This is a genomic window from Coleofasciculus sp. G2-EDA-02, assembly GCF_040226375.1.
Classification (GTDB): Bacteria; Cyanobacteriota; Cyanobacteriia; order Cyanobacteriales; family Coleofasciculaceae; genus Coleofasciculus.
In genome coordinates this window covers 1-12552 of record NZ_JAVKEW010000153.1, presented here as the reverse complement: position 1 = coordinate 12552, position 12552 = coordinate 1, and the positions used below count along the sequence as shown (strand labels likewise).

General features: G+C 45.5%; 15 protein-coding genes. 6 read left to right on the top strand and 9 right to left on the bottom strand.

Annotated elements, in window-relative coordinates:
- The 4 genes from RLO19_RS18390 (at position 1) to RLO19_RS18375 (ending at position 2161) form a co-directional block, all read left to right on the top strand.
- Complete coding sequence (locus RLO19_RS18390) at positions 1-126, top strand: DUF6760 family protein (protein ID WP_446358722.1); 126 nt, start codon at positions 1-3, stop codon at positions 124-126.
- Positions 123-542: an SEC-C metal-binding domain-containing protein gene (locus RLO19_RS18385; RefSeq protein ID WP_446358720.1), complete on the top strand. Its 420-nt coding sequence runs from the start codon at positions 123-125 to the stop codon at positions 540-542. Before RLO19_RS18390 ends, RLO19_RS18385 begins: the two co-directional genes overlap by 4 nt.
- Positions 539-1876: a DUF4255 domain-containing protein gene (locus RLO19_RS18380; RefSeq protein ID WP_446358718.1), complete on the top strand. Its 1338-nt coding sequence runs from the start codon at positions 539-541 to the stop codon at positions 1874-1876. The genes RLO19_RS18385 and RLO19_RS18380 overlap by 4 nt, the downstream gene beginning before the upstream one ends.
- A 63-nt stretch (positions 1877-1939) precedes the next feature.
- Positions 1940-2161 (top strand): hypothetical protein, encoded by a 222-nt coding sequence (locus tag RLO19_RS18375; protein WP_446358717.1) that lies wholly within the window; start codon positions 1940-1942, stop codon positions 2159-2161.
- 66 nt (positions 2162-2227) lie between these two features.
- On the opposite strand, the gene RLO19_RS18370 is transcribed toward RLO19_RS18375, so the two are convergent.
- On the bottom strand, positions 2228-2680 hold the full coding sequence (locus RLO19_RS18370; RefSeq protein ID WP_446358857.1) for a Uma2 family endonuclease: 453 nt from the start codon (positions 2678-2680) through the stop codon (positions 2228-2230).
- A gap of 758 nt (positions 2681-3438) precedes the next feature.
- On the opposite strand from RLO19_RS18370, the gene RLO19_RS18365 reads away from it, so the two are divergent.
- Together RLO19_RS18365 and RLO19_RS18360 are read left to right on the top strand one after the other, a co-directional pair.
- Entirely contained in the window at positions 3439-3696 is a 258-nt protein-coding gene (locus RLO19_RS18365) for an Asr1405/Asl0597 family protein (RefSeq protein WP_446358715.1), read from the top strand.
- 224 nt (positions 3697-3920) lie between these two features.
- Entirely contained in the window at positions 3921-5042 is a 1122-nt protein-coding gene (locus tag RLO19_RS18360; protein ID WP_446358713.1) for an ABC transporter ATP-binding protein, read from the top strand.
- A 3-nt stretch (positions 5043-5045) separates the two neighbouring features.
- On the opposite strand, the gene RLO19_RS18355 is transcribed toward RLO19_RS18360, so the two are convergent.
- The 8 genes from RLO19_RS18355 to RLO19_RS18320 form a co-directional block, all read right to left on the bottom strand.
- A complete protein-coding gene (locus RLO19_RS18355) occupies positions 5046-6494 on the bottom strand; it encodes a potassium channel family protein (RefSeq protein ID WP_446358712.1) in 1449 nt (482 codons plus the stop codon).
- Positions 6495-6578: 84 nt separating this feature from the next.
- Positions 6579-6731 (bottom strand): hypothetical protein, encoded by a 153-nt coding sequence (locus RLO19_RS18350; protein ID WP_446358710.1) that lies wholly within the window; start codon positions 6729-6731, stop codon positions 6579-6581.
- Between the two features lie 71 nt (positions 6732-6802).
- Positions 6803-7885 carry a class I fructose-bisphosphate aldolase gene (locus tag RLO19_RS18345; protein WP_446358708.1) on the bottom strand — a complete coding sequence of 361 codons (1083 nt, stop codon included), beginning with the start codon at positions 7883-7885 and terminating at the stop codon, positions 6803-6805.
- A gap of 723 nt (positions 7886-8608) precedes the next feature.
- Positions 8609-9658, bottom strand: a complete 1050-nt coding sequence (locus tag RLO19_RS18340; protein WP_446358706.1) for a M42 family metallopeptidase — start codon at positions 9656-9658, stop codon at positions 8609-8611.
- A 394-nt stretch (positions 9659-10052) separates the two neighbouring features.
- On the bottom strand, positions 10053-10787 hold the full coding sequence (locus tag RLO19_RS18335; RefSeq protein ID WP_446358704.1) for a LemA family protein: 735 nt from the start codon (positions 10785-10787) through the stop codon (positions 10053-10055).
- Positions 10788-10822: 35 nt separating this feature from the next.
- Positions 10823-11107, bottom strand: coding sequence for a hypothetical protein (locus RLO19_RS18330; protein ID WP_446358702.1), 285 nt, complete (start codon positions 11105-11107; stop codon positions 10823-10825).
- A 101-nt stretch (positions 11108-11208) separates the two neighbouring features.
- Entirely contained in the window at positions 11209-11754 is a 546-nt protein-coding gene (locus tag RLO19_RS18325) for a hypothetical protein (RefSeq protein WP_446358700.1), read from the bottom strand.
- Between the two features lie 238 nt (positions 11755-11992).
- Entirely contained in the window at positions 11993-12406 is a 414-nt protein-coding gene (locus tag RLO19_RS18320; RefSeq protein WP_446358698.1) for a hypothetical protein, read from the bottom strand.
- Positions 12407-12552 lie beyond the last annotated feature (146 nt).

Genomic DNA, 12552 nt, shown 5'->3' with positions numbered 1-12552 from the left:
TTGGAGCGTTTATACCAAGAGGTAGCCTTAATTGCTTTTTACTTTCACTGGTCATTAGACGATATTCTAAACCTAGAACATGAAGAACGGCTGCGCTGGGTTACAGAAATCCGCCGATTCAAGTGAAGACGATTCAGGCAGTATTTGCCCAGGTTTATCTCTTTCCCTTAGATGTGGGGAATACCGTTGTACTGGCGACGAATAGTCCGCCACTGAATTTGCCGGAAATCCTAGAACGAATCCAAGTGTTGCAAAATGACCATCAATTTGCCTTCCCCTTGTCAGAAACCGCTGTTCAGGTAAAAATAGGGTCACGGTTGATTGAGTGTATCCATCAGTTAGACCGAGCTAAAGTTCTTGTGGATGCTGAGCCACCAGTCGGTTATTTTGATGATCTACCTTCATTCAATCCCTTATTTGCTCAATGTATTAGCGATCGCCCCTGTCCCTGTGGATCAGGTCAGTTATTTCAAGAATGCCATAGCAGGTTAAATGCCAACTGTCAACCATCAACCGTGGAAACGTCTGAGTCATCATCATGAGTAACCATCTAGCCATTGCTACTGTAACCGCAACATTACAACGAATCGTACAGACGGCGATTCAGGACGATATTAATGGGGCAACAGTGACCACACTACGACCCAATGAAGTGGGAACAGCGACGCCCCAAGTTGGTGTGAATGTCTTTCTCTACCAGGTTCAGATCAACCATACTTGGCGTCAACAGGCTGAAGTCCAAGCCCGTAGTCGGATGAATCCGGCTGCCAAGCGATCGCAAACTGCCCTAGACTTACACTACATGATTAGTTTCTACGGCAATGACGCCGACTTACAACCCCAACGGTTAATGGGTAGTGTGATGCGTGGACTCAATGACTGGCGTACCCTGAAACAAGAGAAGATTCAGCAAACTCTCAACGATTCTACCTATCGCTATTTATTAGAGTCTGACTTACCGGATCAAATCCAAGAAATCTCCCTGTGGCCCCTTGATCTTTCCTTAGAAGACTTATCCAAAGCCTGGTCAGCTTTTTTTCAAACCACTTATCTGCTATCGGTGGCGTATCGGGCTAGGGTGATTATGCTCGAAGGGCAAGAAGCAGGTAAAAGGCCTCTGCCGGTACGCGCTCGTTCCTTGGATGGGATTGTTCCCTTTACCAATCAGCCTAAGATTGATCGGATAATTCCCCAAGCTGGACGATTAGAACCCATTCTCGCAGATACTACTGTCTTAATTCAAGGGAACCATTTAAAAAGCGATATTACCCAAGTCTGGATTGGGGAAACCGAAGTCACCCCCAGCGAAATCACCGAAACCCAAATTACATTACCCCTTTCCTCCATACCACCGGAGTCTTTACAGGCGGGGATGCATAGTCTCCAGGTGGTGCATCGTCTTGCCAAAGTAATGCCACCCACCTCAAATAATGGGACGAGTCAGGCAAGTGGTAATGGGGGTCAGATGCAAACTGTTAATCAGCCCCAAACTTTTGTCTCCAGTATTCAGTCGAATGTATCCCCCTTGGTAATTCGTCCCACGGTTACCAAAACTACGGTATCCAAAAAAGAGATTGATGATGAAGATCTACGGTCTGCGGAAGTACGAGTACGATCCAATTTAACTATAGGTAAAAAGCAGCGTGTCCTGCTAGCCCTCAATGAAATTGACACGAATCAACCCGCCGCTTATCTATTTGAAGCTTCTCCTCGTCAGACCGATGTAATTTGGGTTTCTTTCCCCGTTGAACGGATGAAAGGAGGACGCTATTTAGTCCGCTTGTTAGTTGACGGTGCAGAAAGTCAGCTAATCGTGGATACTGAACCGGATAGTCCAACGTTTAATCAGTATGTGGGTCCAAGAATATCGATTTAAAAGGTTCATTGTTGATTGGTTTTGACCGTATAGAGTTGGTTATCCTTTACCCTTTAGAAAACGATGGACGAAGATATTATCAGACAAAAACTTAATCAAGAGTTAGATGGGATTAGTATCAACAAATTGACGCAATTAGGAAATCAAGCGGTTCAGCTAGGGCTAATTGCAGGTCATGGTTATCACAAAGGTAAATATGAAATTCTGCGTCAAGGTAAGGCGTTAATGATGTCGCCTGATGAAGCTCAAACCTATTTGGAAAAGCTTATTCAAGATGTGATATGAAGGTTTGTAGTAGGCACTTTAGTGCCATAAGCGAGGCAAATTTTGACGACAAACTCTCCTATATTCCTATTCTAATAACCAGGCAAATAGATCACCTAACGTGAGTTTAAATTCACGGGCAAAAGCTGGAACCGGAAGCAACTCCTGGGGTTGGTCAAACACTTGGGGTTGTTGCTGCGGTAAATAGACAAATACCGTCTGTTCCTCTGGATCAATCAGCCAACCCATTTGGGTTTTATACTGAAGACTCCGCAGAATTTTTTTAATGACTTTCGTGGCACTTTGGTCAGGTGATAAGATTTCAATGAGCCAATCTGGTGCGATTTCAAATAAATTGGCGATACGACCATTGTCTTGGCGAGGAATTCTTTCCCAGGTAAATACCGCTACATCTGGCACAATTGACTTACCGCCAAATGTACATCGCAGTTTTGGGAAAGCGCGGGCAATTTTTTTAGGCTTAACGGTAGCATTGATGGAAATAAGTTGGGGTAGTAAAATATACTCGTTATCAGATATTTGAAGAACTAAGTACGGAAGACCCACAAATTTTACTTCAATCAGGTAAGCCCACATTCCCATTTAAGACCGAAGTCTAAACAAGAATGTGAGCTTACCCTGTCAGGGCTTCACGGGTTCATTGATCTGCCTTTATATAGGGTTTTTTCAGGCAGGGTGCTTTCGCTTTCTCTATTGTGCAGCCGAACCTCTGCCAATTGGGTATAGTTTTGATGAAATCTACTGGGATAAATATTAAATTTCTGTGAAATTTGCTCCTACAGGTCGCTTTTGACACAGTTAAATTACTCGAATCGATTTTACCATTGAATCGGGCGCACGCCATGCATTGAATCGGGCGCACGCCATGCATTGAATCGGGCGCACGCCATGCATTGAATCGGGCGCACGCCATGCGCCCCTACGGTTTCCGGGCTCCCATTCTAATTCATTAAATAAGGTGTGCCACGCTCCTACAGTTTCCGGGCGTAAGCGTCATCCATCTTGCTTCGGTGTGCCACGCCACCTGTTCATTGTCGATTAGGGCTAAATTCTATCGAAATGAACAATGTAGCTTGCTTGGAGGAGGAGGATTACTATACCGCCATCATTGTCTTTTAGCCAATCAATTGAGAAAGATTAGCATTTGGTTCCCCTCTAGCTTAAACTAAGATACGGGAGTGAAATCTGGCTAAAACTCCCTCTTATAGCAGTTCTCATGAAAAATTTAATGTCTGGAAACAGATATTAATGATAATATATTGCATTTTGAGCAAAAAATGAATTCCTGGAGTTTTCAACCCAAAACTGGTCAAGTGATTGAAATTAATCAAGCTGCTCGGTGGCAAGTTTACCGCCGTTTACAGGAACTCTCGATCGCGAGTCACTGCGGGATGAACCAGCCACTCACGGCTGAGATTCATGATCCGGTGACAGCGATTCAACTGTGGAGTGTGGTCAGACAGTTAACTGTACCACGCCGAGATCTAGCCTCTTGGCTGGAGGACTGCTGGCGGCTTCCTAGCCGTAAAAAGTAGGGAGATGGGGAGCAATGTAGAGACGCTTCAAAAGCGCGTCTGGGAGCAGGGGGAGGTAAGAAACGATAGTAGTGAAAAGAATCCCTATACAATCCCTATACAAATCGATCAGGGCGGGTTTAGTCACATCTTTTGTGAGGTCAAAAACGATAGTAGTGAAACCCGCCCCTACACAAGCGCCGTGCCCTATGGGCGAAGTGAAGGGTCAAAACTTAAACACTCTTATGGAACAAGCAGCAATTCTACATTTAGAGGACATTACCAAGCACTATGATCAACATACAACTCCAGCCGTTGATCGTGTGACACTAACTTTGTGTCAAGGTGATTTACTGGGGTTATTGGGTCCGTCTGGCTGTGGCAAAACGACTCTACTGCGGATAGTGGCAGGGTTTGAGCGTCCTCAGTCGGGACTAGTTGTCTTGGCTGGACACCCGGTTGCGGGTTCAGGGTATTGGATACCCCCAGAACAGCGGAACACGGGTATGGTGTTTCAAGATTATGCCTTGTTCCCTCACCTGAATGTGGCGGAGAATGTAGGCTTTGGCTTGAAAAACCGCCGCAGTGGGATGAGTCGGACATCCATCAAGAAAAATACGGCTGACGCGATCGCACTGGTAGGATTATCAGGATTAGAGAAACGCTATCCTCACGAACTATCGGGAGGACAACAGCAGCGAGTCGCCCTCGCCCGGGCGTTAGCACCACGTCCCAGTTTAATCCTTTTAGATGAACCTCTGAGTAATCTGGATGTACAAGTGCGTCTGCGGTTGCGCCAAGACGTGCGATCAATCCTCAAAGAGATTGGCACATCAGCAATTTTTGTCACCCACGACAGAGAAGAAGCCCTATCCATCTGTGATCAAGTAGGAGTGATGCGTGCCGGATGTCTAGAACAGTTGGGAACCCCCGAAGAAATTTATACCAATCCAGCCTCTCGTTTTGTCGCCGAATTCGTCACCCAAGCCAATTTCTTACCCGCCCGTCGTCGGGGACAGTTATGGGAAACAGAGGTGGGTTCGTTTGAAATCGGGAATGGAGAATGTCACGGTAACATCCAATTCCCCAATGACGCCATTCCTGATTGTGGGGAATTAATGCTGCTCGAAGAAAACGTGATTCTCAAACCCGATAATGATGCACCCGTCTTGATTCGCGATCGCCATTTTTTAGGGAGGGAGTATCGGTATCGTCTACAAACCCCCTCTGGTAAGGAACTCCATGCTCGCACCGCCCTAAATACACCATTACCGGTGGGAACTCGAGTTAGGCTATCAGTTGCCCATTCATCAATGCAAATCTTTCCCCCTGTCTCTACGCCTGCTCCTATTCCAGCCCGATGTTGATTATTAGTAGGGGTTTGGTAACCAAACCCCTACTTTCTCAATTTGGGGTTGATGGCGAGCAATCACAACCAAGCAATCGCCAGATATTAGTTGCTCATCTTTGGGTGGATTAACCAGAGTCTCTCGACGCCCGCCAGTTTGCCGTTCCACAGCGACTAAAATACTATCTAGCTCCTCTTTTAGCCATTGAGCTGCATTCCAAAATGAAATACCATTCCATTGCTGGGGTAGGGAAATTTTATAGATTTGGTTCCCCATCTGCACGGTGAGCAATTCCGCTAACATATCCACAGAACCCCAATTTCGGACTGAAGTAGCCATTAAATGACTCGCCAATTCATCAGCGACAATCACATCTTCCACGCCCGCTACTCGCAGTTGTACATTATTTTTGCCATCAAGAAGTTGAGCGCAGGTATAGATACCTGGATGGAGCTTTTCAATGGTTAATGCGGCTAAAACTGTCCGTGCATCCCGATCTTGATCGCTGCGAGGATGGGTTGCATCCGCCAACAAAATAGCGCGTGAGGTATGATAAATTCCTACCGCTTCGAGTACATCGATTGTTGTGTAATCCCCCGTATAGAAATAAATTTGGGAATGATTAACATGTTTGAGTTCTCGTTCCGGTGTTTGGATAAATTCAGCAACCACCACAATCGGATGGTGTTTTAAAATAGGATCAGCTTGTAGTTGCTCAATCAGCAGATGTCCACTGCGATTCCAGCCACAGATAACAATATGATCTCGTAGTTCGTCCAATTCCCAGTGTTTAATTTCCATCACTGTTCTCAATCGTTGTACCATGACGGCGGAAACGACGCCCGTAAACATGGCAAACATCGTTAAGCCACCCAGGATTACTATGAGTGTAACCAATCGTCCCGCATCGGTTTGGGGTTCGCCGCCGATGGGTTCTCCGGATACAAGGGTAAAAAAGCTCCACCAGAGGGAATCCTTCACAGAGGCGAAATCAGGATTGTTAAACCCCTCTAGCAAGTGAATCGCGATCGCGCCGACTAAAATAATTAACCCGACAACCAGCAATACCCCAATCTGGACACCAATACTCGTGGCTAAGGTAGAGCCAAGACGGTTTAAATTCTGATTTAACAAGATTCCCACCCGCAATAGCCGTAAGAGGCGCAAAACCCGTAACAGGCGAAATGCTCGCAATAGGGGCAATACGGCAATAATGTCTAACCAATAGTGGCGGAAGAAACGGCGTTTTTTCTTAGCAGAAAAATAGCGGATTGTCAACTCGATAATAAAGATGCCGGTGAGTAGTTCTTGAGTCAGATAGACAAGAGTATAAGGTTGATCTTTACTGTCAAGCGTGACTTCCGCAATCACGAGAATTACGGAAAGCAGAATGAGCAGGATCAGCGCCAGTTCAGTTTGGGGAGCGTGGATAAAGCGATCTAAACGGGCTTGCAGGGTTTTGTTGGGCATATTGAGGTATGAGAATCTCTCCGGACTTCAGAGACACTTATATATACTGAACAATAACGCTTAAAAGGTCTTGTTCTATGGCGGTCAAAAACTCCCAAACCCATACAGATCGCCAGTCTCAGGCGATGTCCAACCTACCGCCCCGATAAAATGGCGATCGCTTAACCCGAAAAGAATTTGAGCGACGCTATGAAGCGATAAGGTTCCCGCCCTCGTTTGTGTAGGGGCGGGTTTCACGATTATCGTGTCTTCCCTCACAAAACAGGTAACTAAACCCGCCCCGACCAAGGTTTAAATGCAATTCAGGATTAAGCAATAGTCACATCACTAGACAAGTATACATCCTGAATCGTGTGGAACAACTTAACCCCTTCCTCAAAAGGACGCTGAAATGTCTTGCGTCCAGAAATCAGTCCACAGCCGCCAGCCCGTTTATTAATTACAGCGGTGCGAACAGCTTGAGCAAAATCATTTTTCCCTGATGAACCCCCAGAATTAATCAAACCTGCACGACCCGCATAGCAGTTTAGAACTTGATAACGAGTCAGATCAATGGGGTGATCAGTAGTGAGTTCAGAGTAGACCCGATCATCCGTTCTGCCATATTTCTCGCCTGTAGCTTTGGCAACGGCACCATAGCCATTGTTGCATTCGGGCTGTTTCTGCTTAATAATATCGGCTTCAATGGTAACGCCAAGATGATTAGCTTGACCCGTGAGATCAGCAGAAAGATGATAATCTTTATCTTGCTTAAAAACGCTATTGCGTAAATAGCACCACAGGATCGTTGCCATTCCCAATTCGTGGGCGCGGGCAAATGCTCGACTCACTTCCTCGATTTGGCGGCTCGATTCCTCGGACCCAAAGTAAATCGTAGCACCAACAGCTACGGCGCCTAAGTTCCAGGCTTGCTCAACACTGGCAAACATAAGCTGATCATATCGATTCGGATACGTCAGCATTTCATTGTGGTTCAGTTTAGCAATGAAGGGGATGCGGTGGGCATACTTGCGGGAAACCATGCCCAAAACCCCTAACGTCGTAGCAACAGCATTACAACCGCCTTCGAGGGCAAGTTTGATGATGTTTTCCGGGTCAAAATATACCGGGTTCGGAGCAAAAGACGCGGCGGCGGAATGTTCAATCCCTTGGTCTACAGGTAGGATAGATAGATAACCCGTATTGGCTAGGCGTCCGCTTGAGTAGATCTGCTGAAGGCTACGCAACACTGGGGTAGGGCGATCGCTATTGGCAAAAATCCGTTCCACCCAGTTCGGACTGGGTAGATGTAACAGACGTTTATCCACTTTGGCGTTGTACGTCAACAGATTGTCTGCCTCTTCACCCAACCAGGACTCTATGGATTGAGGTGATCTTAAGGTAGCCGTCATATTATTTTCCTCTATTTTCCTCTAAGCGTTGGTCACTTATTTTTCAATTTTGGCAGTCTTTGGGGGCGATCTCTGTCCCCATAACGATAGAGTTTGGCTACGATGACACAACGCGCTAGTATCGCTTTTTGGAAACGACAATATTTTGAAGTGATTTTCTCAGAAGGGTCTGAAAGAAATTAGATGAGAATTTGGATATTGACGGGTTTGGGAGTGGCGGCTTGATGCGATGTTTAGTTTATAATCCGTTCCCCCAACTTTCGGCTTGCCACGTCTTTTCAAAACACACTCAACTTGATCAGGAGTCTTGGGAAACAGTCTTTTGACCTTCCAATAATTTTAAATAGGAGTAGGGTACAGATAGGGGCCACGTAATAGTGGCGACAACGAAACAAACTCCACAGCTAAGTTTATCGTCTTCCGATAATGTATTATCTTGTTGTAAACAGGTCAACCATTTGTTTAATAAGCGCATAGCTACTACCAAATAAATAGTAATTGAGCTACCTAGCATGATGTGCAACATAAGAAACTTGCCTCAAAGAATTTGTTGATTTTTCAGCCCTAACGGCTTTTTAAGTCCTTCGCTTTTTATCTAGTATACAGAACGACTTGCTTACAATAAGCCTATAATACCTATATTTACACAATCTTCACTCTTAAAATTTTATCTTAACTGTATCTTAATAAATGGAGTCGTTTCCCGTCATCCTGTTGTGATAATCACTGAAACTGAGTCTGGCAGTACGTATCAAGCAAAGAAATGCAGTTAGCGATCGCGCCCAAATGAGCCACCTCATAGCCGTGGGTGTTTTGCGTCGGGAAACTCAAGCAGGCGGCGCGAGCAACATGACCAAATTTCATGGCAATAGACGCATCACTACCAAACCCACTAATCGTGGCAAGCTGTAAGGGAACACCAATCCCATTCGCCGCCTGTCGCAGTTCCCAGTTGAGTCCTTCATCGTAAATCCCGTAGCCATCCTGAGACAACAGCACGGGTGCTTCCCCATCTGCGATCGCGTATTCTGAGGACAGAGGGCAGATTTCTAGGGCAATTAAGGCATCGAGAGAGTGATTTTGGCTGAAATACAACGCGCCAATTGCGCCAACTTCTTCCTTCGCCGACGCCACTAAATAAGTATCCACAACTGGAGTTTTTACCTGTTCTGCTAGGCTCAAAAGAATTGCGACAGAGGCTTTGTTATCCAAGGTATAACTAGCAATGTAATCCTTGAGGCGTATGGGTCGCTTGCGGTGTTTACCCACAACCATGCGGGTTCCCGATCGCACCCCGGCGGCGACAAGTTCAGCTAAAGTACATTTAGTTTCCACCCAAACCTCTTCCCAACGCACTGGGGCGGTTTCCTGTTGCGCTTTTTGGGGAGATTCATGAGAAACGTGACGTGAGCCAAAGGACAGAATACCACTCAGGGTTTGATTATCACCTAATAAATCGACAACCCCTTCACCATAAACCCAAGGAAACGAGCCGCCGAGTTTGCGGACTTGCACCCGTCCCTGTTCGTCTATAGATTTAACAATACCGCCAATTTCATCTTTATGGGCGGTAATCGCAATTGAGCGCTCAGAGGTTTGACCCGGTATTTTAGCAATAATATTCCCGGCTCGATCCTGCCACGATTCAACGCCTAAACCATGCAATCGATTGATTAGCAGTTGATCAATTTCTCGTTCTGCACCACTCGGAGAATGATGCAGCACTAACTCTTCAATCGTATTAAATAAGTGGTCGTAATTTGAGGATAGCATGAAGGCGATAAACTCACGCAATAAAGGCGAATATTACTGACATAAGCTAGGTGCGTTCATAGTTGCGCTTGTAGTTGCGCCGTCTTCTCCATAAACACTTTAGCGCTGACCGTAAATCTATAGATGTATTACATCGATTTATAAAACGCTTACGTCAGTGCTATTCAGCTCAAATCAACCAACACCATAACATACTCGTTCTATATCGGCAATAATAAATAATTCAACATTTAAAGCAAGAGACGTTATTGATATCAGACACAAAATTCCCATCCCTGTAGGGGCGGGTTTAGGGATTAATCTTTCTAGCGTGTGATAATTGAACAGGCAAAACCCGCCCTCCCTATCCCCTAATTTATCAGACAAATCAGGTTAGGCGTGAGAATCGCCCTTGTTAAGGTTCAGTGGTTGTCGCCTGGAAAAAGGGCTGCGTTTCAAACCCCAATCCATTTGCCAAAACCGAGTTAGGAAATTGCTGAATCGTTTGATTGTACCATTGTACCGCCTGATTATAACGCATCCGTTCTACAGCAAGACGATTTTCTGTCCCGGCTATTTCATACTGAAGGTTAGTAAATAATTGACTCGATTGTAATTGAGGATTATTGGCAACATAGTCTTGGAAATGGTTAATCGCTTCATTCACTTGTTCAACAGCCGCAGCTTTTTCCTTTGGGGTATCAGCTTGTAAATAAGCCTGACGAGATTGCTGCAACACAGACACGATTTCTTTTTCGTGTTCGGTGTAAGCTTGAGTGACTCTAACCAGATTCGGAATCAAATCAGCCCGTCGTTGAAGTTGATTTTCAACCTGCGCCCATTGAGCCTCAACCTGGGAAGCACGGCGAGAAAATGAGTTATATGTCCAGATACTCCAAATTCCACTAATAGCCAGAATACTTGCACCAACTATAGCCAGAACTTTCCGCTGCTGTTGTCGCCGTTGTTGTTGCGTCTGAACCTCTTGAATTGCCTGTTGAATAAATTCCGCTGGAATCTGGGCTTCTGAACCCGCTTGCATGAGTTCGGAGGCGGAATAACTTTGGCTGTGGTTGGCATAATTTCGCGAGGCTATTTCCAGAACCTCTGATGTCATTGACTCAGGAATTCTCACATCTAAACTTTTCATGATTTAATCACACTCCTATCGGCAAATTAAGCTAATCAAAAATCTGCACCCGCACCGCCGCCGCCACTATCACCGCCACTATCACCGCCGCCAAAATCGCTGCTACAACTATCACCACTGCTACTGTAACTATCGCTATCGCCACTGCTGCAATACAACATCACACTGCTCGAACTACTGTCATCCCAGCTACTATCACTGTGACAATCACTACCGCCACTCGAATAACTACTGTTCCCATTCTTCCGAGAACGGCTGTGGGAACGCTTACCATTAGCTTGACATATAGATTGGTATATTAGGATAATTGGTAGTCCCACTATGCCCCTATAATTCTCTACAGATGTTTTGGTGAATTCCTATTCCCCCTTTCCCTTTTCCTTGAAATCCGTAGTGTGATATTTCGCTGTCCAATATCAGGTTAGAAATCACCGCCAGCGCCACCGCCACCACTGTCACCTCCACCAAAACTACCACCACCGCAATCGCTACCACCACTGTAGCCACCGCCACTGTCGCCACCACTGTAGTCACCGCCTGTGTAAATGCCGCCCGTGTAACTACTACTCGAAGAACGACGGCTTGAAGAACGACGACTTGAAGAACTACTATTACTATTTGCGATTATAAAAATCACGACTGTTGGTACGCCTAATAGTAGGAGTAATGCCAGCAAACCCTCTCCAGAAGATTTATAGACCTTGGATTTTGACTCAAATGATGTAGCATTACTGGCGACTACCGTATTCATTTCATCCCTCTCTAAGTCGGAATTCATTGAATTGAGTGGTTTTTCGGTATCTTCTCTGAAAATTGCTGCCATTTCTGTGACAAAACTGCTATTAACGAGTGGCGGACTGGCAACCTTTTTAACCGTTAAGGCTTGTGCAGCAAGCGGTGATAAAATAGTGAGACAAACTGGAATTGTCCAAATCATCTGTTTGAGTTGACGTGCAAAAGGTTTCATGATTTCAATCTCCGATAAAATTTTGATGTTGATTGGGTTATGTAGGAAAGCTGTAAATTCTTGAACGTGATTCGTCTGTGTTTTACTCACTGTTGACTCCTGGGTTTTATGCAATATGTTGATTGTTGTCATAAGTCTTTACAATCTGAGCGTGGTGGTTAACTCAATGGCGCTGATTTAAGGGTTGGTAGTAGGTGATGCAGGGGTTTACAGCGAAGACAGCGCAACTACAAAGGGGTTAAAACCCACCGCCACTGGAACCACCGCCAAAACCACCGCCAAAACCACCGCCACCGCCGCCGCTACAGCCACCACCGCCAAAACCACCGCTGTAACCGCCGCTATAACTGCCACTGCTAGAGTAAGAAGGGATGCAAGGACTAATTTCCGCTGTTTGTTTTTGATAGGAACAACATTGGCAATCGTCGATAACTAATCGTTCACCTGTGCTATTTTTTGTTGCTTGCTTCACAGTTTTTTTGGTACGGGTTACGGTTAATTCTTTACAGCGAGGACATTCGTAAAACTTACCGGAAGTCACTGCACAAATGCTAATATGAATACCCGGACAATTCGGACATTGCCAACCATTGAGTTGAATACTTCCCAGCTTTTGTGCCACTTTTTGGGGACGAGTGAGATGGGATTGCAAGTCGTCAATAAGCTGCTACGCAGCTTAATTGTATAATATAAAGACAAGGTAAAGAGCGCGGTCGCCAGGATATGCCAGCTAAAAATCATCTGTCTCAAGAGCAGAAAGAAAGACTGATTAAACTCCTAAAGGAAGCTAATGAGTAT